The sequence below is a fragment of the Desulfovibrio sp. DV genome, assembly GCF_001936595.1.
GTDB lineage: Bacteria > Desulfobacterota > Desulfovibrionia > Desulfovibrionales > Desulfovibrionaceae > Solidesulfovibrio.
In genome coordinates, this window is sequence record NZ_MLBG01000074.1 from 1 (window position 1) to 23590 (window position 23590).

General features: G+C 64.2%; 17 protein-coding genes and 1 tRNA gene. 6 read left to right on the top strand and 12 right to left on the bottom strand.

Annotation, left to right across the window (positions count from 1 at the left end):
* Positions 1-194 precede the first annotated feature (194 nt).
* A complete protein-coding gene (locus DVDV_RS15090) occupies positions 195-1838 on the top strand; it encodes a glycosyltransferase (RefSeq protein ID WP_254845396.1) in 1644 nt (547 codons plus the stop codon).
* A 77-nt stretch (positions 1839-1915) separates the two neighbouring features.
* Here the strand turns inward: DVDV_RS15090 and DVDV_RS15100 are convergent, their stop codons facing one another.
* The 7 genes from DVDV_RS15100 to DVDV_RS15130 all read right to left on the bottom strand — a co-directional run bounded on the left by DVDV_RS15100 (position 1916) and on the right by DVDV_RS15130 (position 11213).
* Positions 1916-3379 (bottom strand): oligosaccharide flippase family protein, encoded by a 1464-nt coding sequence (locus DVDV_RS15100; protein ID WP_075355469.1) that lies wholly within the window; start codon positions 3377-3379, stop codon positions 1916-1918.
* Positions 3380-3437: 58 nt separating this feature from the next.
* On the bottom strand, positions 3438-5237 hold the full coding sequence (locus DVDV_RS15105; RefSeq protein WP_075355470.1) for a radical SAM protein: 1800 nt from the start codon (positions 5235-5237) through the stop codon (positions 3438-3440).
* 116 nt (positions 5238-5353) lie between these two features.
* A complete protein-coding gene (locus DVDV_RS15110; RefSeq protein ID WP_075355471.1) occupies positions 5354-6337 on the bottom strand; it encodes an ABC transporter permease in 984 nt (327 codons plus the stop codon).
* On the bottom strand, positions 6334-7386 hold the full coding sequence (locus DVDV_RS15115; RefSeq protein WP_075355472.1) for an ABC transporter permease: 1053 nt from the start codon (positions 7384-7386) through the stop codon (positions 6334-6336). The genes DVDV_RS15110 and DVDV_RS15115 overlap by 4 nt, the downstream gene beginning before the upstream one ends.
* Positions 7383-8867: an ATP-binding cassette domain-containing protein gene (locus DVDV_RS15120; protein ID WP_075355473.1), complete on the bottom strand. Its 1485-nt coding sequence runs from the start codon at positions 8865-8867 to the stop codon at positions 7383-7385. The genes DVDV_RS15115 and DVDV_RS15120 overlap by 4 nt, the downstream gene beginning before the upstream one ends.
* 24 nt (positions 8868-8891) lie before the next feature.
* Positions 8892-10070, bottom strand: a complete 1179-nt coding sequence (locus DVDV_RS15125; protein WP_075355474.1) for a BMP family protein — start codon at positions 10068-10070, stop codon at positions 8892-8894.
* A 78-nt stretch (positions 10071-10148) separates the two neighbouring features.
* A complete protein-coding gene (locus DVDV_RS15130; RefSeq protein WP_075355475.1) occupies positions 10149-11213 on the bottom strand; it encodes a glycosyltransferase family protein in 1065 nt (354 codons plus the stop codon).
* Between the two features lie 203 nt (positions 11214-11416).
* Between DVDV_RS15130 and DVDV_RS15135 the strand changes: the two genes are divergently transcribed.
* Positions 11417-12640, top strand: coding sequence for an HD domain-containing phosphohydrolase (locus DVDV_RS15135; protein ID WP_075355476.1), 1224 nt, complete (start codon positions 11417-11419; stop codon positions 12638-12640).
* A gap of 29 nt (positions 12641-12669) precedes the next feature.
* Here DVDV_RS15135 and DVDV_RS22795 read toward each other — a convergent pair whose 3' ends face one another.
* Entirely contained in the window at positions 12670-12846 is a 177-nt protein-coding gene (locus tag DVDV_RS22795; RefSeq protein ID WP_175577110.1) for a hypothetical protein, read from the bottom strand.
* A gap of 1086 nt (positions 12847-13932) precedes the next feature.
* Complete coding sequence (locus DVDV_RS15145; RefSeq protein ID WP_075355478.1) at positions 13933-14838, bottom strand: NAD(P)H-binding protein; 906 nt, start codon at positions 14836-14838, stop codon at positions 13933-13935.
* A 200-nt stretch (positions 14839-15038) separates the two neighbouring features.
* Here DVDV_RS15145 and DVDV_RS15150 point away from each other — a divergent pair, with 200 nt between their 5' ends.
* Positions 15039-16046: an AraC family transcriptional regulator gene (locus DVDV_RS15150; RefSeq protein WP_254845397.1), complete on the top strand. Its 1008-nt coding sequence runs from the start codon at positions 15039-15041 to the stop codon at positions 16044-16046.
* 546 nt (positions 16047-16592) lie between these two features.
* Here the strand turns inward: DVDV_RS15150 and DVDV_RS15155 are convergent.
* From DVDV_RS15155 to DVDV_RS15165, 3 genes are all read right to left on the bottom strand, one after another.
* Positions 16593-16682, bottom strand: a tRNA-Ser gene (locus DVDV_RS15155).
* A 13-nt stretch (positions 16683-16695) separates the two neighbouring features.
* The gene (locus DVDV_RS15160; RefSeq protein WP_075355479.1) at positions 16696-17427 is read right to left on the bottom strand and encodes a PilZ domain-containing protein; all 732 of its coding nucleotides are present in this window, start codon (positions 17425-17427) and stop codon (positions 16696-16698) included.
* Positions 17428-17658: 231 nt separating this feature from the next.
* Entirely contained in the window at positions 17659-18630 is a 972-nt protein-coding gene (locus DVDV_RS15165; protein ID WP_075355480.1) for a chemotaxis protein, read from the bottom strand.
* A 390-nt stretch (positions 18631-19020) separates the two neighbouring features.
* On the opposite strand from DVDV_RS15165, the gene DVDV_RS15170 reads away from it, so the two are divergent.
* The 3 genes from DVDV_RS15170 to DVDV_RS15180 are packed head-to-tail and all read left to right on the top strand — an operon-like array spanning position 19021 to position 23206.
* Complete coding sequence (locus DVDV_RS15170) at positions 19021-20097, top strand: glycosyltransferase family 4 protein (RefSeq protein ID WP_254845398.1); 1077 nt, start codon at positions 19021-19023, stop codon at positions 20095-20097.
* Positions 20098-20099: 2 nt separating this feature from the next.
* Complete coding sequence (asnB, locus tag DVDV_RS15175) at positions 20100-22010, top strand: asparagine synthase (glutamine-hydrolyzing) (RefSeq protein WP_075355481.1); 1911 nt, start codon at positions 20100-20102, stop codon at positions 22008-22010.
* The gene (locus tag DVDV_RS15180) at positions 22007-23206 is read left to right on the top strand and encodes an MFS transporter (RefSeq protein WP_075355482.1); all 1200 of its coding nucleotides are present in this window, start codon (positions 22007-22009) and stop codon (positions 23204-23206) included. The genes asnB and DVDV_RS15180 overlap by 4 nt, the downstream gene beginning before the upstream one ends.
* The last annotated feature ends 384 nt before the right edge of the window (positions 23207-23590 follow it).

Below are 23590 nucleotides of genomic sequence, written 5' to 3' on the forward strand. Positions count from 1 at the left end.
ATTCCCTTTGGAATCCCACCTGGGGGAGTTTGATTTGGTTGTCCGGCGTGGCTGAGGCCGGTGAGCGGATTTTTTGGCGAGACACGAAAAATAATACACGTGGTCAGTATGTTCCGAAATCTGGAGAAACAGATTTCGCGGACGCGTCCCGGGCCAGACAGCATCCCCGCCCGGGGCGATCATCAGGAGGATCTGTGGAGTTGTTCGTTTACGGCGTCATGGCCGCACAACTGTGCGTGCTGGCCGCCCTCTATCTGCTTGGCCAAAAGCACGTGCGCGGCGGCGACGGTCCCGAGGCGCTGCCCGAACGCTGTCCCCGGGTGACGGCCATCGTGCCGGTCACCGGCGACACGCCCGGAATGCGCCAGGCCGTGGCCTCGCTCATTGACCAGGATTACCCCGATTATACGGTGATTTTCGTGACCGCCCAGGCCGATGACCCGGCTGCGGCCCTGGTCGCCGGCGTGGCCGGGAACGATCTGCGGGTCATGCAGGTCGTCTCCGGTCCGGCCACGACCTGCGGCCAGAAAAACCACAGCATCCTGGCCGGCGTCCGGGCCGCCCAGACCGCCGAGGTGTTCGTTTTCTGCGACTCCACCCATCTGGCCGACCGCCATTTCGTGTCCAATCTGGCCGCGCCCATCCTGCGCGGCGACGCGCCCATGACCAGCGGGTTTCACAAGATCGTGACCTGCGACGGGGCCACGGCCACCGTGGGCATGGCCAACACCTGTCTGGCCCTGCACCTGCTCCAGCCCATCCGGGCCATCACCCAGCCCTGGGGCGGGGCCATGGCCATCTCCCGGTCGGCATTTGACCGCTTCGGGCTGGTCCGGTTGTGGGGGCAAAACATTGTCGATGACTTTTCCATGGGGCCGCACCTGCACCGTTTCGGCGTAACCGCCTGGCCGGTTGCCGCCGCCTGCCTGCTAACACCCCTTGAGAAGGTGAGCCTTGCCCGCTGGGATGACTGGCTCACCCGCCAGCTCCTCTATCTCAAGTTCTGCATCCCGCCGGGCTGGCTGGTGTCCATCCTGGCCGTGCTGCTCCTGTCTGTCCCGCCAGTGGCGGCCTTCGGGCTGCTCGCGGCCTGGGTTGTCGGCTACGGCAGCGGCTTGTCCGCGGCCCTCTCGGCCCTCTATCTGGCTGGCTTTGCCGGTCTCGGACTGTTTTTCCGCAGCCTGACCCCCCGGCCGGTGGGCGTCCTCCCCTGGCTTCGGGGCTACGTATGCGACGTTTGTCATGCTGGCCTGGTGTTTTGGCCGCACCTTTGCCACCAACACCATGTCCTGGCGCGGCATCCGCTACAAGGTCGGCTGGGGCGGCGTGGTCAAGTCGGTGATTCGGGACTGAATCCAGGGCAGAGACGAGAAAAAGGGCCGCCGCTTCCGAGGGGAGCGGCGGCCCTTTTGCGTGGCGCATGCCCATTATTGTTGGTTGCGGTAGCCCCAGGCCGGGGCATGGTCGGGTGGGCCGTGCTTCTTGTGCTTCTTGGACTTCTTCTTGGACTGCTGCTGGTCCTGGTCCTGCTGTCCCAGTCCATGCTGCTGCCCCTGGCCCATCTGGCCCTGATTCTGTTGATTCTGTTGGTTCAGGCCCTGTTGGCCCTGTTGGCCCTGTCGCTGCCCCTGGCCCATCTGCCCCTGATTCATCATCTGGCCTTGGTTCATCATCTGGCCCTGATTCATCATCTGGCCTTGGCCCTGATTTTGCGGGTATTGCCCCTGTTGGCTCTGCCCCCCGCCCTGCCCCATCTGGCCCTGGTCGTTTTTGGCCAGCACGGATGTTGCCGGCAACAAGCCGACGAGACAAAGCGACACAACAAGATGACGCAATGATGTATTCATGGTTTTCGTCCTCGCTTCCCCTGGCTGTTACCACAGGCAAAGGACCGGGGACAGGAAAAACCGCACAATCAGTTGATGCCGGCTTGCACCTTCTGGGCCTTCAGTTCCCGCTGCCACTGGCGCACCAGGAAAATAAACGGCACCAGGGCCAGGATCTCGGGGATCTCGCGGATGCCGAAGCGATAGGTGGCCAGATACAGGACGGCCCCGGCCGCGCAGGCCGCAGCGATGCGCCACATGGACTTGATGTCGATGATGCGCATGGTCGCCTGGCAGTAGGCAGTGGTGGTCAGGGCCACGGCCGCCTTGGTGATGAGCATGGCCAAGCAGGTGCCAAGGAGCGGGTCCATGGGAATGAGCGTGGAGCACAGGGCCAGATTGATGCCCAGGCCGCCGATGTAGACAAAAAGCAGCAGACGCTGCTTGCCCTGGCTCATCATGAGGTAGGCGGCCAGATTGTGGACAAAGCCGCAGATGATGGTGCCGACCAGCCATTTCTGCATCCACATGGCGTCGTAGTAGGCACCGCCGTAAATGAGGCCGATGATGCGGTCGGACTCGATATACAGCACGAACATGATGGGAATCGACGCGCCAATGAGCCAGCGCACCGAGTTGTTGGCCAGCCGGGTGAACTCGGTCCTGTCGCTTTTCCACAACCGCACAAAGAGCGGGTAGAGGATGCTGCGCAGGAGCAGGTTGGACACCAGGATGGAAATGCCGTCCACCAGCTCCCAGGTGACGCTGTACTGGGCCACCTTGATTGGTCCGCCCTGGCTTTGCAGGAAATAGAGGTTGGCCTTGTTGTACAGGATGGCGGCCAGGGCCATGAGCACGAACACCGTGCCGTTTTTGGCCGTGGCCCAGGTCCGGGCCAGGGACTTGCGCTTGAGCGACAGGCCGGTGAATTCGGTGGTGCGCAGCGCCATCCACACGCCGCCGATGAGGTTGACCACGTTCTCGATGAGCTTGAAAAGCGCAATCCAGTGCGGCGCAGCCCCCAGGGTCAAAAGCGCTATGGCATAGCCGTAGCCCAGGATGCCGGCCACGACCCGGATGCGGCCTTCGAGGTCTTGCCGGCCTTCCACCCGGATGGCCACGAAAAACGAGCTGGCAATGGCTTCCAGCCCGACGCCGGCCGAGATGACCATGACCAGGTTTTTAAGCCCCGGCGTATAGCCCTGCCAGTAGACGAAAATCACCACGCCGACCCAGCCCGCCACCAGCAGCACGCCCTTGAGCAGGGTGTACTGGGCCAGGATGTCGCCCTTGTGGCTGTATTTCTTGCAAAGGGAGGCGACCAGCGGCTGGTTGAGGCCGAATTCGCCCAAAAACAGGATGATGGAGGCCAGACCGAAGGCCACCATGAATTCGCCGTAATCGCTGGTGGAAAGCCGGGCGAGGTAGATCAGGAAAAAGGTATGCAGGGCGTCGTGAATCCACTGGGCGCCGGCAAGTTGCAGGAATTTTGAGAAGATGCCGTAGGACGGCCGGGGTACGACTTTGGGAGCAGCAGGCGGTTTTTGGGGCATCGGGTTTTCCCCCTCCCGACCGCGCAAGGCGGCCGGGAGGGATGCTTCGGCGGTATGGCTAGCGAGCCTTGGATTTTTTCTTGGCGGTTTTGCCGGACTTCTTGGCCGGGGCAGCCTTGGCCGGCTTGTCGGCGGCGGGCTTGGCAGCCTTGGCCGGAGCCGGGGCCTTGGCCGGGGCAGGTTCCTCGGCCGGCTGCGGCGCGGCCTGGGGGGCCGGCTCGGGAGCCTTGGCCGGCTGCGGGGCCGGAGCCGGTTTCGGGATAACCACGGCCGGCGGCGTTTCCACCTTGATGGCCGGTTCGGTCATGCCCTTGGTGGCCGGGACGGTGTCCATGCGGGTCGCAGGCACGGCCTCGGTTTTTTTCACCGGTTCGGGTTCTTTCACCGGCTCGGGTGCGGGTTCCGGCGTCGGCGCGGGTGTCGGCTCTATGACCGGCTCGGGCGTCGGTTCCGGCTCTTTCACCGGTTCCGGCGTCGGTTCCGGCGCGGGTTCCGGCGTCGGCGCGGGCGCTGTTGCCGGTTCCGGGGTCGGCTCGGGCTGGGGCGTCGGGGCCGGTTCGGGAACGGCGGCCGGTTCGGGTTCTTTCACCGGTTCCGGCGTCGGCGCGGGAGCCGGTTCGGGGGCACAGGAGCCGCCGCCGCAGCAGCCGCGCGGGGCGCACTGGATAAACGCGCCGAACTTCTCGAGTTCGTCCACCCGGCAGCTCCAGACCAGCTTGTCCTTGTAGAAAATGGCGTCCGGACAGCCGTCGCACATGTTCTGGCGGCCGTCGTCAAAGAGGTCGCAGGGCTGGATGACCATGATCGACTGGATGTGGACCGGCTTGGTCCACATCCTGGGCCGCAGAAGCAGCTTGCCGAAGATCGTACGCAGGCTCTTGTTAAAGGGCGCGAGGAAAAAGAGCTTTTGCAGCCAGGCCGTCCAGCACGGGCGGGTGTAGGCCAGGTAGGTGCCGAAAAAGAGGTGGTGGAAAATCTGCATCCACTCGGCGAACTTGTCGTCGAGGTAGCCGACGATCTCGTCCTTGGTGCCGGCGCGCAGGGTGAGCAGCCACTTCATGGACCGGGAGTCCTCGGTGCCGTTTAAATAGGCGCAGGGCTCGTGCTCGGGATAGGCCAGCCGGATGGCGTCGGCGATTTCCTGGGAGTCCAGGTCTTCGTGGGTTTCCTGGTGGTCGAGCTGGTAGACGAGGTTGCCCACGTCAACCGGACGGCCATTGGCGAACACATCGAAATTGCTGCGTTTTCTGGCCGAGCGGAACAGGATGTAGACCATCGTCTGGACGATGTCGATATGCTCATGGGCCCAGCGGGTGAGCATGGGGATGTCGGAAACAGTGTCGCGGTAGATGGTGGCGTTAAAGGAGCACGACACCTTGCCTTCGCCGTGTTCGTGGATCATCTCGGCCAGTTTCAGGCGAAGGGCGCACAGGTCTTTTTCGCTGGCCCCCTTCCACCCCGGCCGGACCTGATGCGAGTCCACGTGCATGGTGAAGCCGACGAGGCCGGCAGCGGCCAGTTCGCGCACCAGTTCGGGGGTGAGCGCCTGTCCGTTGGAATTGATGATGGGCTTCCAGCCCTGGGCCGCGACGTAGCGCACCAGCGGCACGATGTCGGGATAAATGAGCGGCTCGCCGCCTGCAATGGAGATGCCGTCGGTGCGACGCATCTTTTTGACCCGCTCCAGATCGGCAATGACCTCGGAGAGCGGCTTGTGGCCGAAGGGATCGTTCTCGCGGTAGCACCCTTCGCAATAGAGATTGCATTTGGTGGTCGGTTCAAGCCAGGTAATGGCGTTGTCGGCCAGATTCCAGGGCAGCCGGTAGTACGTCTCCGGAGTCAGCGGGCGTTTTCTCATGGCAGTTGCATCCATTGGGCAGGGATTTTGCCGCTTTCGAGGCGACTTGGCGTTGCGTTACCGCAAATGGCCGATGCTGGCAACCGCAGTGCCGGCAAATCGGCCCGGGGCGCGGTTTAAAAGCCCTTGTCCAGCGCGCCGACAATGGCCCCGGGCGCGCCGCCGGCCGTGCGCGGCACAAGCCGCCCGAGGACCGGCACCCGCCTGGCCGCCTCGCGAAAGGCAGCCGAACGGCGCAGATTGACCACGAGCAGGGTGAGGATCATGACCGGAAAGGGCGCGATCTGGAAAAGCGTGCCGGAAAGGCCCGGCAAGACGTCCTGAAGGGCAATGCCGGCCACCTGGATGGCCGCGAAAAAGAGCGCCCCAAGGGCCACCCGCACCGGCTTCCAGCCGCCGAAGATGACGATGGCCAGGGCAATCCAGCCCGCCCCTTCACAGCCCTGGGGATGGCCCCAGCCGGGCTTGACCGAGAGCGAATAGAGCCCGCCGGCCAGACCGGCCAGGGCGCCGCCGGCCAGACAACACAGAAACTGCACCCGGGTGACGGCAATGCCCCGGGCGGTTGCGGCCAGGGGCGATTCGCCAACCGCCCGCACCACAAGGCCGGCCCGGGTGCGCATGAGAAACAGCCAGACCAACCCCACGGCCACGAGGCTTAAAAGGACCACCGGGCTTTGGCGAAAAAGCGCCGGCCCGATCAGCGGGATATCGGACAGGCCCGGCAAATTGAGGGCTCCAAGGTCGGGTCCGGGCTGGCGGGCCTGGGCATGGCCCATGAAATAAGCCAGCTCCCGGCAAAAAAGCGTCAGCACGAAACCCACGGCCAGTTCGGACGCGCCAAGGATCAGCCCGAAGAGGCCCAAAATGGCGGCGATCCCCGCCCCGGCCAGCCCGCCGGCAGCCAGCCCCAGCCAGGGATCGTTGGTGGCCCGGGCCGCGGCAAAGGCGGCCATGGCGGCAAAAAGGACCGTGCCGTCCAGGGACAGGTTGATGACCCCGGCCCGCTCGGAAATGGTCTCGCCCAAGGCGGCCAAAATGAGCGGGGCCGCGGCAAAGAGCACGGCGGCAATGAGCGCGGTCAGGTACTCAAAGCTCATGCCCCGCCTCCCCTGCTCCCGGTTGTGCCGGCCGGCCACAAGCGTCTGGCGGCGAAAAGGGTCAGCACCAGCACCCCCTGCACCACGCCGGCCAGGGAGGAGTCGAGCGAGAGGGCCAGGGGCAGCTGGATGGAACCGACGGTCAGGACGGCGAAAAACAGGCAGGCCAGGGGCAAAAAGCGCAGACTGCCCGAGGCCAGCAGCACGGCCATGATGGCGGTGTAGCCGTAGTTGCCGGAAATGGACGGAATGAGGCGATGGTACAGGCCGGCCACCAGAATGCCGCCGGCCAGTCCGGCCAGCGCCCCGCCAAGGGCCATGGCGGCCAGCATCCGGCGCTTGGGCCGAAGGCCCAGGCGCTCGGCAGCCACGACATTCTGGCGCACGGCCGACAGGGCCAGCCCGAAAAAGGTGCGATTGAGCACAAAGGCCACCAGCCCAAAGGCGGCCACGGCCAGGACAAGCCCGACAAGGCTCATGGGACGCCCGCCAAGGGCCGGCAGCCACAACTCGGCCGGCAACGGCTCGGTGCCGGACATCGAGGCCATGCCCGGACGCTTCCAGAAGCCCAGGATGAGCCACAACGACACGCCCATGGCCACGAAATTGAGCCCCAGGCCGGAAAAAATCTCATGCACCCGGCCATAGGTGCGAAGGACGCCGGACAAAAGCGCCCAGAGGAGGCCGCCGACCATGGCCGCGGCCAGCGACCCGGCCACGGCCAGGGGGGCGGGGAGCAGGCCGGACAGCCCGGCAACACGCAGAAACCACAGGCAGAAAACCGAGCCCATGGTGATCTGGCCTTCCACGCCGATGTTCCAGAGGTTGGCGGCAAAGGTCACGCACAGGGCCGCGCCGCAAAGGAGCAACGGGACCAGGGCGGACAGCGTGCGCAGCCAAGCCTGCCCGGAGCCAAGGCCGCCCTCGGCCATGACGGCCAGGGTATCGATGGGCGGCGCGCCGGCAGCGGCCACAATGGCCAGGGTGACGGCCACGGCCAGGGCCAGGGAAAATCCGGCCCGCACCAGCGGTGAGGCGCGACGGGTCACGGGCGCACCTCCCCGGCCGCCACCCGGCCGGTCATGAGATCGCCGACGCAGGCGGCGTCGTAGGTCCCACTGCGCAGATCGGCCACCAGGGCGCGGCTGTAAAAGACCAGCACCCGGCCGGCGTGGTCGAGCAGCTCGTCGAGGTCTTCGGAAAAAAAGACCACAGCCGCTCCGCCCGCGGCCCGTTCCCGGAAATGGTCCCAGATCTGGGCAATGGAGGCCGCGTCCAGGCCACGGGTGGGGTTGTCGGCCAAAAGGAGTCTGGTGTCGTCGGGCACCAGCGACAGGAGCAGGCGCTGCTGGTTGCCGCCGGAGAGCCGGGCCGCCCGGGAATCAGGCTGGTTGGTCAGGCGAAACCGGCCCACGCAGCGCTCGGTGAAAATGGTGCGGGCCGCATCCCGCTGTTCGGGAAAGGCCAGCCGGACGTGGTCGAGAAGCGAGAGTCCCGGGAAAAGCCCCTCTTCCATCCGCGACGCCGGCAGATAATGGACGGCGGCGTCAAGAAACCGGGTGAGCGGCCGGCCGGCCAGTTCCCGGCCGGCCACGCTGAGGCGGCCGGCGACCACCGGGGCAATGCCGGCCAGCCCGCGCAAAAAGACTTCCTGGCCGCCGCCGGAAATGCCGGCCACGCCCACGATCTCGCCCGGCCGGATGGCCACGGACAGCGGCTCCAAAACGACTTTTTCGTCGGCAATGACGGCATTTTCCACCACCACCAGGGCCTCGGCCTCGGTGACCGGATCGGGGCGCGGCGGTGGCGTTGCTGCGGCGCAGGCCGCCTGCGACCCGAACATGGAGGCCAGGATGGCCGGCGTGGAAAGGGGTGCGGCAAAGCTGCCGACCAGCCGGCCCTGGCGCAGGACCGAGACGGTGTCGCACAGTTCCCTGGCCTCGGCGAGCTTGTGGGTGACCAGGGCCACCACCCGCTCGCCGTCGGCCACAAAGGCCCGAAGGACGGCAAAAAGGGCTTCCTTCTGGGCCGGCGAGATGCCGGTGGTCGGTTCGTCGAGGATTAGCAGGCGCACATCGCGGTCAAAAAGCCGGGCCAGCTCCAGTTGTTGGCGTTCGGCCACGGTCAGGCGGGCCACCGGCCCGTCCGGCGGCAGGACAAAGCCCATGCGCGCACACACGGCGGCCAGCCGGGCCGTGGCCTGTCCCCGGGAGAGCACCGGGCCGCCGCCCAGGGCGAAGTTTTCCCAGACGCAAAGCGGCGGAAAATCCAGCGGGTCCTGGCTGAGCATCCCGATGCCAAGGCTCCCGGCCGCTTCCGGGTTCAGGCGGGCGTACGCGCTGCCGCCGACCGTGATCTCCCCGCCATCCGGGGCCAGGACGCCGCACAAGACGCGCATGAGGGTCGATTTCCCGGCCCCGTTTTCCCCCAGGATGCCGTGAATGGTCCCGGGAGCAAAGCGCACGGAAACATCGTCATTGGCGGCAAGCGGTCCGAACCGCTTGACAATATGGGATAAAACGACGTCCACGCGCGATACTCCCGGCCAGTCCCCCTACTTGGAGGCGCTGGCGCCCTCCATGCCGCGAAGGAGCTGCGGGCAAAACCAGATGTCCTTGTCCGTGGCCACGGAACCGGCCTGCACAAAGGTCGTGCCGTCCTGGTACTGAAGCGGCCCGGCATAGAGGTTGACCTTGCCGGTGCCGAGATCGGCGATGAACTGGTCCAGGGCCTTTTTGGCCTCAGGCGACAGGGCGTCGCCAACGGTAAAGCCGATGGGGCTTTTGTCGGGGTTGTTAAGGGCCGCGAAATCCGGGGCCAGCCACTCGAAACCGGGCTTGAACGTGCCGTCGGCCACGGTCCTGGCAATGGTCAGGAGCGGCGGTCCCCAGTTGAAATACGGCACGCCCAGGCAGACGTCGGGAGCGGCCTGACAGGCCAGCTTGTAGTCGTAGGGCAGGGCAAACACGGCCGCCCCGGCCTTTTTGCGCGCCCCGGCCACGGTCAGCGCCTCGGGGGTGTCGATGCCGGAAATGACCACGTCGTAGCCCTGGTCGAAAAACGAGCCGGCCACCTGATTGGGGTCGGAGGTGACGCCGGGGATGTTGAACCAGAAGCCGATCCAGCTGACCTTGAAGTTCAGGGCCTCGGGCTTTTCGCCGCGCACGGTTTCCCAGGCGTAGCGCGCACCGAGATAGGCGGCGTTGGCCAGCCGGCGGGTCTCGTCGTTGATGAGCGGTCCCAGGAAACCGATCTTGCCGGTCTTGGTGGTCATGGCCGCGGAAAAGCCGGCCATCATCTTGGCGTATTCCATCTTGGAAAACACGTTGCCCAGATTTTTCGGGGCCTTGCCGGTCAGGGCATCGTCGCCGGAAAGATGGACGAAGGTGAGATCGGGGTGGGCCTCGGCTGCCTCGCGGATGCCGTCTTTCATGTCGTCGGAGCCGGCCAGGATGAGCGTGGCCCCCTTGGCCACCAGATCATCCACCAGTTGGGGGATGGTCACGCCCGGACGGTCGGCCGGATTGACCTTGTCGAGATAGAGCATTTTGCTGCCGGGCTGGTGCTCTTCCACGTATTTGCCGCCCTCGTACTGGGCCTGGCTGTAGCCTTTGTCATTGTAGGGCCCAACCAGAAGCAGGCCGAAGGTGAGCGGCTTGTCGGCGGCCAAGGCCAGCGCGGCAAAGGCCAGGACAAAGACGGCGGCAAGCGCCAGGGACATGGGGCGACGCATAGGGCATCTCTCCTTGAAAGTGGATTGGCGTGGGGGCACCTTAAAAAAACCAGGGGCAATATGCCAGGACCGAACGCATCAGGAGCGCCCCGGCAGACGGCCGTGGCGTAAAAAACTGTCGAGCAGGCCGAAAACTTCGTCGTTGCCGCAAAACCGGCCGGTGGCGATGCGCTGGCGCATGGTGTCCAGGTTCTTCTCGAAATCCGGCAGCAGGCCCGGCTCCAGACGATCCATGGACGCGCCCCGGCCATAGCCCAGGCGCTCCAAATAGATGGCATTCAGCTGCTGCTCGAAGGCCCCGGCCACGGGAAAGGACAGGACGGGCTTGCCGTAGAAAAGGGCCTCGCTCATGAGATTGTGGCTGCCGCCGCACACCACGTAGGCGCAGGAAGCCAGATCGTCGAGGAAGCCGTCTTCGGAGTAGTTGCGAAAGGTCAGGTTGCCGTCCACCTTGTCCGTCTTGTAGCCATAAACCCGAAATTCCCGGTCGATGGTGCGCAGATACGGGGCAAAGGCGTCGCAAATGCCACAGCTTTGGTAGACCACGATGTGGCTGCCCCGGCTTGGCCGGCGGTCCATGACCGACTGGCGCAGGATCGGCGGGGCCACCAGGGCATGGGCCCCGGGCTTGGCCGGCGGCTGGAAAAAGGAGATGGCCAGATAATCCGAGCAGGCCGAAAAAAGAAAACGGATGGAGGCCCGGATGCCCCAGTAGTCCGGCACAAGCCGGGCCGGCACGGGATGGTCGCAACAGGAAATGACGTGCTGGTGGTCGATGGACAGACAGGGGATGCCGGCCTTTTTGGCGGCAATGGGCACAAAATATTCATAGTCGGAGATGGCGGCGTCGGGCCTGAATTCGGCGATGAGCCGGGCCAGCCGGGCCAGTTCCGAGGGGCGTTTGAGGAGCGTGCGGGCGGCCAATTTGAGGGTGGCCGGGGTATCCAGGCGCTGGTTCTTGTAGCGCGTGCCGGGATTTTCAAACCGCTCCACCCGAAATTCGCGCGCCAGGAGCCCTGCCCCTTCTTCGCTGGAGACGAAGAGGAATTCATGCCCAAGCGCGGCCAGATGCCGGGCCAGGATCAGGGCGCGTATGGCGTGGCCGTGCTGGGTGCCGTGGACGCCGTAGAGGATGCGGGCCATGGGTGCGGTGTGGCCTCCGGGGAAGTCTCGGGCGCTGCGGCCCGGATCGGACGGTGGATAGCCCGGGGAGCACTAAACGGCAAGGTCGCCGGCGTCAACCGCCGCCCCCCCTTTTCGCGCCGCTCGGCGCGTTGACGCCAGGACGGCGAGCAGTTACAGACGCCAAAAGGGGTAAAGGCCCCGGATGTTGTTCGGAGCCGTGCATGATTCAGGGTCTCCCCACTTCCCACCCGGCAGACACGGTCTTGCGCGTCGTGTCCATCACCAACGCCCTGCGCGGCCTCCAGAGCCTGGGGGCCATCCTCGACCGCCTGCTCTATGAAGCCCGCAAGCTGGTTCGGGCCGACGCCGGCACCATCTTTCTCGTCGACGGCGGCGATCTCGTCTTCAGCTACGTCCACAACGACAGCCTGTTTAACGCCGACGCCGTCACCCGCCACGTCTATCTGGCCTCGCGCCTGCCGGTGGACGGCACGTCCCTGGCCGGCTTCGTCGCCCGCAAGGCCGCACCCCTGGTCATCGACGACGTGTACGCCATGGACCCGGCCCTGCCCGTCCATTTCAACGATTCCTTCGACTGCCGCACCGGCTATCGCACCCGGGCCGTGGCCAGCCTGCCGCTGGTGTCCAGCCGGGGGCGGGTGGTCGGGGTCATGCAGCTTATAAACCCGGCCGATGACGACGGCCGCCCGACCCGCTTCAGCCCGGCCGACATCGTCCTTTTGACCCTGTTGGCCGATCAGGCCACAGCCATCGTCGAATCCGGGCTGGTGACCGAGGAATTCATCCTGCGCATGGCCAGGATGGCCGAACTGCGCGATCCGGCCGAGACCGGACCCCATGTGCGCCGGGTGGGAAATTATGCGGCCGAAATCTGCCATGTCCTGGCCATCCGGCAAGGGCTGAGCGTGCCTGAGGCCAAACGGCGCAAAGACATGATGCGTGTTGCGGCCATGCTCCACGACGTCGGCAAGGTGGGGATCAGCGACCGTATCCTGCGCAAACCCGGACCGCTTACCAGCGACGAATACGCCGTCATGAAGGGCCACACCCTGCTTGGCGCGACGCTTTTTGCCAACCCGGTCAGCGAGGTCGATGCCTGGAGCCGGGACGTGGCCCTGTACCATCACCAGCACTTCAACGGCGCGGGCTATCCCGGCCAGGCAGACACCCTCCCCGGCCACGCCAGGGACGTCGCGCCCCCGCTGTCCGGCGAGGACATCCCGCTGCCGGCGCGGATCACGGCCGTGGCCGACGTCTACGACGCCCTGGTGTCGCAACGGGTCTACAAGCCGCCCTTTGCCCCGACCGAAGCGGCCCGCATCATTGCCGAAGGTTCCGGCAGCCAGTTCGATCCGGCGGTGGTGGAGGCGTTTTTCTCCATCGAAGACGTCATCGCGGCCATCCGCTGCCGGTATCCGGAGTAAGGACGCCGGACAGCCCGGGCACGGCCCGCCTAGTCCATGAAACGAAAACAGGGACCACTCTTGCAGCCGGCCTCCCGGCCAAGGAGAAACTGCACTTCCTCGTTGGTCAGGAGACAGGGTTGCGGGCGATCATCGTTTTGAACCGGACAGACCCGACGCATGATTTCCCTGGACTGGACGAGGAACGATTCCACGCATATGGGCATCTGGCAGTATCCCTGGATACGGCCGCTCGCGGCAGCTTCGCACACCAGTTGCGGGCAGGGAGGCCGAAACAGGGCAACAACCTCCATACCGGCATTGCCAAGCCGGTGAATTCCCTCCCGCGCGGCCTCCGCGTCATCTCCCACCTCATAATACGCCAGACGGCACGAATTGGGACGATTGAGCAGGCGCATGGCCCCATCCAGGTTATGGGCAGTCACAACGACGTGATGCTCCGACAACATGCAGGATATGGCTGCCATCTCTACGAAGTCCGAGCAAACAATGAGAATACTTTCAGGCAACACGGCTCCCTCCCAATTCCATGAACCACTCCTGTCGGAAAACTACAGCGAACAGGGCGATTTCAACCAGACCTCGACAGCTTGCAATTCATATCCCAAAAGGCATAGCGTGCATCATACCTGGAAAACGCGTCCATACCCCGAGAATACACCATGCATGATACTTTTACACTGCATCCATCCCTTTATTATGCCTTTTGGCAGCCGAAATTCGCTGTAATTTTATTCTTTTCATGGTCGCTTGATTGAATACTTTGGTTACAAACCTTTCATTCAGGCAACTTTCAAGAACAATGTATCGTCTGTTATAGTTTCTTTGCAGCCCCAAAGACCACGCCGTTCTCTGACAGGCCCTTCGCACCGGAGAGGGCCTTGGCCTCTTTACGGCTCCTCCGGGCGTCGCCTGCTCCCGACAAAAAAAAGCGACCCGCCCCCCTTGGGACAGGTCGCCATGAAATGGATCGGCCGCGCCTTGCCCGGCGGCACACCCGGGGCTGCCCGAACCGGTCCGGCAACCGCGACCGGCAGCGGGGACGACCCAAGGATTGCTTGCTTTCAGGCGTAGCTCGATTGGCAGCCGCGAATTCCGGCTGTTTTCAGGTGTGGAGCATTCACGAAGCGCCGGCCACCAGTCTGTTCAAGGTTTGTACTCGCGGGCATTTTCCCACCCCATGGGAGAGATAAGGACAGCAACGCGAGGAATGCAGCGCAGAACGGAGGCCCGGGCTTTCTGTCGCGGCCATGGGGGGAGAATGCCACCCCCCATGGTCCAGCAAGCAAGCGTTATTGCATCTCGGGCTTGATTCGCGCGACCCACTGTTCCCGGATGAATGCTTCCAGGTCCATCCGCTTGGCGTCTTCGGGCGAATGGGGCCACAGCGCGTGTAGCCGGCCGGAATTGATGCTCTCGACCACCTCGACCATCAGGCCGGTAATACTTTCCGAACATCCCGCGCGTACCAACTTCTGCCGGAACGTTTCCAAAGACTCCATTGTGTAGGGCATCAGAGGGCGCCCAAGAGCTTTTCCAAGGATTGACGTCGTCTCAAGCATATCGCTTGCCCGCGGCCCCTTAACCTCCCGACACGCTTTTCCTGTAAAATCCAAGGACTGCAAGGCGTTGGCCGCCGCTTCTCCCACATCGCGCGTGGCCACGAACGGCAGCTTTATGTCGGGCTGAAACGGGCCTGCCAGTGCGCTTCCTTCGAGATGGAAGGAAAAGAGGTTCTCCATGAAATATCCCGCGCGCAGGGCCAGGAAATTGAGTCCGGCAATTTGCCCCAGGCGCTCTTCCAGTCGATGCAACCCAGCCACGGGACCGTTTCCTGTGGGCATCTCCGCGCCCCAACTGCTCAGAGCCACCGCATGGGATACGCCGGATCGCTCCAGGGCTATGCCGAGGTTGTCCACGAGTGTATTCTGGTATCCTCGGAAATCCAGATGATCAGCGATATAATTGGGTTGCAACATGACATAGGCTGCATCGGCCCCGGCAAAGGCCGCGTTGAGCGCCTCGGCGTCCAAGGGTTCGACGACACAAATTTCCGCTCCTGACCGGGCAAGCGGCTCCAGGCGCTCGGCGCTTCGGCCAAGCACGCGCACCCGGGCTCCCGTCTCCAGCAAGGCCTTCGACACAATGCTTCCCGTCCGGCTGGTAGCCCCTGTAACAACATACTTACGTTTCGCCATGATGCTCGCTCCGGGGGTGCCCGATGTTCGTGAAGTTCATGGCGCCGGCTCGGACTTTCACCAGCGCCTGATCTGGTTTCAGGGAAGGCGCCGGGCTGTCGCGCGCTTCCCGCTCCCTGCCAGGACGGAGAACCACTGCCGTCGGCAGGAAGCCGTTTTCGGATCGTGTTTTCATGTCCAATCAGATAAGGGCGCCTGGGGTGGCTGACGATGCCGGATTCCGGCAATCTCGTGCCTATTCCTCTCAGATCGACAAACTGCTATCGGATTGCATGGCAACACCACCGCGCAACGAGTTGACCAGGCCACAACAGAATATGGCAGAAGAATTGAAGAATATCATGGCGAGCCTGGCAGTCCGGGAATGTGAGTCCCCGAGCGCTCTGCCTCGGGTTACCTTTTCGCGTCACAGCCGGTCGCAACCCCGCGCCCCGGCCATCTACCAGCCCGGCGTGGTCATTTTGGGCCAGGGGCGCAAGCGCGGGTATTTCGGTCCGGAAGTCTACGAATACGATGCCGACAACTATCTGGTTTTGGCCGTGCCGCTTCCCGCCGAATGCGAGGTCATCGCCAGCCCGCAGGAGCCGATGATTTCCATGCGCTTGGATGTTGACGCCGCCATGGTCGCCGATCTGCTGTTGGCCATGGGCGACAACGAGCCTGGCATGTTCCCCTGGCCCAAAGGTGCCATCGCGCCGACCCCCCTGACCTCGGATGTTCGCGAAGCTGCAACCCGCCTCGTGCGTGCCCTGTCCTCGCCCATGGACAGCCGCGTTCTTGCCCCGGCCTTAGCCAGGGAGCTGTTGTACCGCGTCCTCCTTGGCGCGCAGGGTGGGCTGTTGCGAGCCCTGGCAGTCCGTCATGGTGATTTCGCCCGCATCGCCGATCTTCTCCACCGCATTCACGCGAATTACGCCATGCCTTTGGAAATCGACGACCTCGCCAGTCAGGCTGGCATGAGCCCGGCAACCTTGCATCGCCATTTCAAAGCTGTAACGGCCACATCCCCAATGCAGTACGTTAAAGCCATTCGGTTGCATAAGGCCCGCATGTTGATGATCGCCGACGGTATTGGCGTAGCCATGGCGGCTTCCCGTGTAGGCTATGAAAGCCCGTCGCAGTTCAGTCGGGAATACAAACGTTTTTTTAAGACATCCCCTGCTGCGGACGCCGCCGGATGGCGCGCAAGCAACACGCCCATCCCTTGACTGAAGACAGATGGGGGTGCTGATGCACAGATTGTTGCGATCGGGAGCTAGCGCAGGTCGTCTCCGGCAGGACCAGGAAAAAACGCCGAGACCGGAGCGTTTTCGAGTGGCAGTGGCAAGCCCGTCTGGAGCACGGACGGAGGGCTTTATTCTGAAGTTGGCGCCCAGACTTCCTGCATCAAGCGAAGCCAGGATACTTGTCCGAAATAGAAACGCAAAAAGGTGAACCTCCGCCTCCAGAGGTCCAGCGTCTTCGGGTTAAACGGGGATGTGGCCCGTAGCCCGATGGCTTTCAATGCGCTCGCCCAAGACGGTACTGCCGGCGCGACTTCGAGCCCGCAATTGTGCGCCGCCTATGGCGGCGAAGATGGCGCACGCACGCTGCTTGCCGGTGGCGATATCTTACCCGGAACGCCGACCAGACTGCCATCCGCCGGTGAGCCGGATGCCAAGGGACCACAACGAACAAAGCCGGACCAGCACGGCCCGACTTTAGGTTGTTTTATTGATTTTTTGGACGATATCGGACTTGGCTGGATCATCGTTTGGCGGAGGGAGAGGGATTCGAACCCCCGGACGGGTTACCCCGTCAATGGTTTTCAAGACCACCGCCTTAAACCGCTCGGCCATCCCTCCGCAGACAGGCTGTTTAAAGCCCTTTGCCCTCGCGCGCAATATCCATTTCATCCGGTTCATCCGGTTCATCCGGGATGCAGCCAAGCCGGCCCAATTCCGTGAACAGCGCCTCCGGCATCTCCAAAAAGGCCAGACCCACCCCGGGCATCGACCGACGCCGGCCCCAGACCTCGTGCCAGGCCACCCGCATAGGCACCGGCACTTCCAGCACATCCGGAAACACCACCCAGGCCTCGTCGCCAATGGCCCAGGAGGCGGTCGTAAACAGGAAGCAACCCATGTAGGAAACATTGAGCGTACAGGTCATTTCGCCACTTTGGCCCTGGTCCCCGCCGCCCGGAGGGGTGCGCCACAACACCACCGGCAGATTCGCATCCACCCGCTCCCCGCGACGCAGGCTGCGCGGCAGAAAATCCCGGCAGGCCGCCACAAACACCGACAGGCCGTTGGGAGACGGCGGCCCGGCGTCCGAACCCAGGGCGTAGACCAGATCCGTGCCCGGATCATGTTTGAGACGGGCTGAAGGATAGATTTCGGCCAGATGCTGCAACAGCCGCTTGTCGAGCTGCTTTTCCCGAACCAGGGTCGGCACGTCGAAGAGCACCCCGTTGTAGCGTCGGTGCCGGGCCGCCTGCACCAACTCATCCTGCGTCTCGGCCACATCGCACTGTGCGCCCAGACGATTGAGCTCCTCGACGAATCGGTCCCTGGCCCGTCCCTTGCGCACCACGAGCAGCATATGCATGGATTGCGACCGCCCAAACGTCAAAGGTCCCGGACAAACACCCCGTCCGCACCAGATCGGGTCCCCCGCGCTCCCTGCGCCGCCAGCCCGCCCATTCCAGGCAGCAGGCCCTCTCCCAGGCCACAGTCGGCCGCCGCTCCCGGCCATCGCAGGCTTGCGGCGCCCTGCCTGGCATAGGGGCAACCGGCACAGCCCTGGAGCGGCCCGACAGCCCGGGCCGCTCCGGGCCTGCTATCCCTTGGCCCGGCTGGCCTCGATGAGCTTTCGGGCCCGCTCGGCCAGGGTGCCGACCTCAGGCTTGGTCACCTGGTCATCGGCTCCGACCGACAGGCCCTTGTGGTAGAGCTGGTCGTTTATAAGCGAAGAGAAAAGCACCACCGGCAGGACCTTGAGCACCGGGTCGTCCTTGATTTTTTTGCACAACGTATGCCCGTCCATGGATGGCATTTCGATGTCGGTCACGACGAGACTGACGTTGGACGTCAGCGGCTTGCCGCCCTTGGTGGCTGCCTCGCGCCATTCCACCAGCCGGTCCCAGGCGTTTTGGCCGTTGATGTCCTGGATGACCTCGAACCCGTCTTTTTCCAGATACGAGGCGATCAGCCGGCGGATGGAATTGGAATCGTCAACCACCAGCGTCTTCAAGGGTGCGATACCGGGATCGGGGGCGACCACCTGCTCCCGGGCCCGCTCGGTCTTCATGGCCAGGGCCGGGTTCAGGTCCCAGATGATCTGTTCCATGTCGAGCAGCAACACGATGTGGTCCGGGAACTTGACCACGCCCGTGAAATTATTGGCAGCAAACTGGGCCACATAGCCCGAGGGCGGCTCCACTTCGGACCAGCTCAGGCGATGGATGCGGGTCACGCCCGACACCATGAAGGCGTTTATGACCTTGTTAAATTCCGAGACGATGACCTTGGTGTTCTCATCGCGGGCCATGGGCTTGCCCAGCCACAGACTCAGATCGATCAGCGGAATGACCCGGGAGCGCAGGTTAAACGTGCCAATCACGCAGGGATGCGGCGTCTGGGGCATCTCCGTGACCTTGGGCAGCCGGATGATCTCCAGCACCTTGGCCACATTGACCCCGTAATACGCCCGGTACGGCTTACCACCCGGCTCGGTATCCTCATCGATATAGAACTCGATGATCTCAAGCTCGTTGGTCCCCGTCTCCAGCAAAATATTGGTTTGCGCCATAGCCGCCCTCGAATGCCGTTGGCCCCTGCGGGCTATTTGTGATGTGTCCGTCCGCCTGCCCTTGCCCGAAGCCTCCGGATGCGGCAGGCCCCACCCTAGGCTTTAGCCGTTCGCCGCCGGACACGCAAGCCTTTGCGGTTCCAACCACGCCTTTACAGGCACGGCATCCCTGGACTACAACGCCGCCGGAGTCCCAAACGCCAAGCCCTGTCCGGCGAGCACATATTTTGAGCCTTCCCAAAACAGCCTATATCCTCTTGTGGTATCCACTGCCTTCGGAAACCTTCATTTTCCGCGAGGTGGAAAACGCCAAAGCCGCCGGAATGCCCTTTTCCGTCTATGCGCTGTATGGCGAGGCCCGCAAACACCTTTCGCCCCTAGATGGCCGCCGTGGCCCCGTCGGTCACCCGGCTCGGCGCCCGGGCCATTCCCGCCATCCTGGCCGACATGGCCTGGTGGCTGCTTAAAAAACCCATCGAATCGGCCCGCATCCTGGGCACCATCCCCTGGCGGCGCTGGAGCTGCCTGGAAGTGGCCGGCGAAAACATCTTCGCCATGTGCGCCGGGTTTTCCCTGGCCAGACGGTTTCTGGCCGACGGCATCGAACACATCCACGCCGGTTGGGCCAATGGTCCGGCCACGGCCGCCTGGGTGGCCTCGCGCCTCTCCGGCCTGCCCTTTTCCTTTTCCGCCCGGGCCGGCGACATCTACCCGCCTGACGGCGCTCTGGCCGAGAAACTGCGCGCCGCCGCCGCTGTCCACACCAACAACAAGGCCAATATCGCCTATCTGGCCGGGCAGGCCCCGGAGGCCGCCGGCAAGATCCGGCAGATCTACAACAGCCTGACCCTCACCGGCCGCGACACCTCGCCCGTGCACATGGAGCCGCCCTATCGCCTGCTGGCCGTGGGCCGGTTTTGCCGCACCAAGGGCTTTGAGGTCCTCATCGACGCCTGCGCCCTCCTGGCCCGGCGCAACTTTCCCTTCCAGCTCACCCTGGTCGGAGCCGGCCTGCCCCTGCCAACCGCCCTCATTCGCCGCCGCATCCGGGCCCATGGCCTGCGCGCCCGGGTCTTTTTGCCCGGCTTTGTCAGCCACGACCGCATGAGCGAACTCTACGCCGCAACCGACATCTTCATCATGCCAAGCGTCATCCACGCCTCCGGCGACCGCGACGGCATCCCCAACGTCATCATGGAAGCCCTGGCCCACTGCATTCCCGTGGTGGCCACCAACGTCAGCGGCATCCCGGAAGTGGTGGAAGACGGCGTCACCGGCAGGCTCGTCCCCCAGCGCAACCCGGAAGCCATTGCCGAGGCCATTATGGCCCTGGCCGGGGACCGCAACGCCGCCCTGGCTCTGGCCGAAGCCGGCAAGGCCCGCGTGGCCGCCCTGTTCGATCCCGAGGCCAACACCCGCTCCATCCTCGACTTTTTCGCCTCCATGCCGACCAGGAGGTCCCGCTAGCCATGTGCGGCATCGCCGGTTTCATTTGGCCCGGGGCGGCAACACCGCCCCCGGCGGACGAACGACGGGCGCTGTTGTCCGCCATGACCGGGGCCATGGCCCATCGCGGGCCGGACGGCGAAGGGCTTCTCATCGACGGCCCGGCCGCCCTGGGCCACCGCCGCCTGTCGATCATCGATCTGGCTGCCGGCTCCCAGCCCATGGAAGACCCGGACGGCCGGGCGGTCATCACGTTTAACGGCGAAATCTACAACTACCGTGAACTGAGAGCCCGCTACGCCACCCGCGGCTTTCGCTTCCGCACCAATTCCGACACCGAGGTCATCCTGGCCGCCTGGCTCCTCGACGGTCCCGAGGGCCTGGACGCCCTGGAAGGCATGTTCGCCTTTGCCCTGTGGGACCGCGCCAGCCGCACGCTTTTTGCCGCCCGGGACCGCTTCGGCAAAAAGCCGCTCTGCTACACCATCCAAAACGGCGTCTTCGCCTTTGCCTCGGAACTGACCGCCCTGGCCACGCTGCCCTTTTTACGCCTGGAAACGCCGGTCTCGGCCCTCATGCGCTTTGTGGCCTACGAATACGTTCCCACCCCGGAGACCATCTACAAGGACGTCTTCAAGCTGCGCCCGGGCCATTACCTCTTGTGGCGCGACGGCCAGCTCACCACCGCGCCCTACTGGGAAATGCCGCTGCCCGGCCCGGAGCCCAGGGAATCCGAAGAGGAACTCTGCGAGAAGCTGCGCCTGCTGCTGGCCCAGGCCGTCAAACGCCGGCTCGTTGCCGACGTGCCGCTTGGCGTCTTTCTCTCCGGCGGCCTCGATTCCTCCACCGTGGCGGCGCTGACCGCCGGCATGGTCAGCCGCATCAAGACGTTCAGCATCGGCTTCACCGAGGCCTCCTACGACGAATCGCGCTATGCCCGGCTGGTCGCCTCGCGCTTTGCCACCGACCACCACGAGCGCATCCTTTCGGCCGACGCCTGCGGCTCCATGCTGCCCGAAATCGTGGCCCGCTTCGACGAACCCATGGCCGACCCGTCCATCGTGCCCACCTACCTGCTCTCCCAGGTGACCCGCGAAAACGTCACCGTGGCCCTTGGCGGCGACGGGCCGGACGAGCTTTTTTACGGCTACGAATATTTCCCGGCCTTCCGCCTGGCCGCCGGCTACGACCGGCTGCCGCCCTTTGTGCGCCGCCGCCTGATCGAACCGCTGGCCAAGATGCTCCCCCACTCGGCCGGCTACATAAATCCCCGGTTTGTGGCCGACACCTTCCTGGCCGGCGCAACCGCGCCCCAGTGGCTGCGCGTCCAGACCTGGCTGTCCGCCTTCACCGCCGAGGCCCAGGCCGGCCTGTGGCGCAGCCCCACCCCGGGAATGCTCGCCCCGCAACAGCTCTTCGCCCCCACCCGGGACCTTTTCGAGAGCTACGCGGCCGACGACCCCCTGGCCCGGGTCGGCTACGTGTTCGCCCGCCAGTATATGCTCGACTACATCCTGGTCAAAGTGGACCGCTGCTCCATGATGCACTCCCTGGAAGCCCGCGCCCCCTTCCTCGACCGCGATCTGGCCGAATTCGTCTGCCGCCTGCCCGCGCACTACAAACTGCGCGGCACCAAACGCAAATATCTGCTCAAAAAGGCCGTGGCCGACCTGCTCCCCAAGGGCATCCTCGGACGCGGCAAGCGCGGTTTTCTCATCCCCACCGCCGACTGGCTGCGCAAACAACTGCGCCCGCAAGTCGATCACCTGCTCGGGGAACGCCATCTGGCCGAACAAGGCCTTTTCAACCCCAAGGAAATCACCCGCCTCGTGGCCGAACACGCCACCGGAGCTGCCGATCACCGCAAAAAACTCTGGACGCTCCTCGTCCTGCAACTCTGGCTCGCCAAGCACAAGCCGACCATCATCCCGTGAAAGCACACCTCGATCCGGCCCGTCCGGAACACGCGCTCACCCGGACCGCCCTGCGCGCCACGGGACGCCACGACATTCTCCTGTTCCTGCTCGTCTCCACCATCGCCTCCACAGCCGGCATCCAGGCCTGGCAGACGCTTATCAACAACTTCGCCGTGGAATCCGCCCACCTCGGGGCCGACGCCATCGGCTTTGTCCAGTCCATCCGCGAGGTGCCGGGCTTTCTCTCCATGCTCGTCATCTATGTCTTGCTCATTTTAAGCGAGCAGCGCGCCGCCTCGCTGTCCATCCTGGTGCTGGGCATCGGACTGGCCGCCACCGGCTATTTTCCAAGCTTCTGGGGCCTGACCGCCACCACCCTCATCATGTCCACGGGCTTCCATTACTACGAGCCCCTCAACCAGTCCCTGACACTGCAGCATTTCAACACCTTCGAGGCTCCGGTGGTGCTCTCGCGCATCCGGGCCGTGGGCGCTCTGGCCAACATCGCCGTAGGCATCCTCATCTATTTCATGGCCGACGCCATGGGCTACAAAGGCATGTTCGCCCTGGTCGGCGCAGCCGTGGCCATGGTCGGCCTGTGGGGGCTGTGCAAGAAACCCTGCGAAACCAACGTCGCGCCCCAGAAAAAGAAGATGTACCTGCGGCGCAAATACTGGCTCTACTACCTGCTCACCTTCCTGGAAGGCTCGCGCCGCCAGATTTTCATCGTCTTCGCCGTCTATCTGCTGGTCAAGAAATTCGACTACTCCATCCAGTCCATCACCATTTTGTTTGTCATCAACAACGCCATCAACTATTTCCTCAATCCCATGATCGGCCGGGCCATCAACCGGTTCGGCGAACGCCAGCTGCTGTCCATCGAATACGCCGGCATGATCGTCGTCTTCCTCGTCTACGCCTACACCGACTCCCACATCATAGCCGGGACGATGTTTGTCCTCGATTACCTGCTGTTTAATTTCAACGTGGGCGTGCGCACCTACTACCAGAAAATCGCCGCTCCCGAAGACATGGCCTCGGGCATGGCCATGGGCTTTACCATCAACCACATCGCCGCCGTGGTCGTGCCTGTCCTTGGCGGCATCCTCTGGATGGTCGATTACAAGATTCCCTTTTTCATCGGCGTGGGCCTGGGCATCGTCTCCCTGGCTTTCACCCAGCTCATCCGCACGCCGGCCAAGGCGCAGGCATAGGTGCAGGTGCAGGTGCAGGTGAGGGTGAGGGTGAGGGTGAGGGTGAGGGTGAGGGTGAGGGTGAGGGTGAGGGTGAGGGTGAGGGTGAGGGGAAAGGCAGAAGAGAATCGGGGCGTTGCCCCGAACCCCACCGGGGGGATGATCCCCCCGGACCCCTCGATGGGGGGAAGCGGGTTGGAAGCTGGTGTGCGTGCGTGAGCGCATGGGGGCAGGGATTTGCTGGCGGCCCCGGAACGGAAACCGTCCCGGGGCCGCCAGCAAATCCCTGCCCCCAACTCGCCAGCGTCCGGGACGGACGCATTTTTGAAAGAGGGGTGACGGGTTTTCAGGCCCAAAGCTGCCCCTTCTCCACCATGCCCCCCTTTCGAGGGGGGTCCGGGGGGG

Bases quoted from the DNA above. Each gene is read 5' to 3' on its own strand.
- DVDV_RS15110 (WP_075355471.1), bottom strand. From the start codon at position 6,337: ATGAGCTTTGAGTACCTGACCGCGCTCATTGCCGCCGTGCTCTTTGCC.
- DVDV_RS15125 (WP_075355474.1), bottom strand. From the start codon at position 10,070: ATGCGTCGCCCCATGTCCCTGGCGCTTGCCGCCGTCTTTGTCCTGGCC.
- DVDV_RS15105 (WP_075355470.1), bottom strand. From the start codon at position 5,237: ATGAGAAAACGCCCGCTGACTCCGGAGACGTACTACCGGCTGCCCTGG.
- DVDV_RS22795 (WP_175577110.1), bottom strand. From the start codon at position 12,846: ATGCCCATATGCGTGGAATCGTTCCTCGTCCAGTCCAGGGAAATCATG.
- DVDV_RS15165 (WP_075355480.1), bottom strand. From the start codon at position 18,630: ATGGCGCAAACCAATATTTTGCTGGAGACGGGGACCAACGAGCTTGAG.
- DVDV_RS15130 (WP_075355475.1), bottom strand. From the start codon at position 11,213: ATGGCCCGCATCCTCTACGGCGTCCACGGCACCCAGCACGGCCACGCC.
- DVDV_RS15160 (WP_075355479.1), bottom strand. From the start codon at position 17,427: ATGCATATGCTGCTCGTGGTGCGCAAGGGACGGGCCAGGGACCGATTC.
- DVDV_RS15135 (WP_075355476.1), top strand. From the start codon at position 11,417: ATGATTCAGGGTCTCCCCACTTCCCACCCGGCAGACACGGTCTTGCGC.
- DVDV_RS15145 (WP_075355478.1), bottom strand. From the start codon at position 14,838: ATGGCGAAACGTAAGTATGTTGTTACAGGGGCTACCAGCCGGACGGGA.
- DVDV_RS15100 (WP_075355469.1), bottom strand. From the start codon at position 3,379: ATGCCCCAAAAACCGCCTGCTGCTCCCAAAGTCGTACCCCGGCCGTCC.
- asnB (WP_075355481.1), top strand. From the start codon at position 20,100: ATGTGCGGCATCGCCGGTTTCATTTGGCCCGGGGCGGCAACACCGCCC.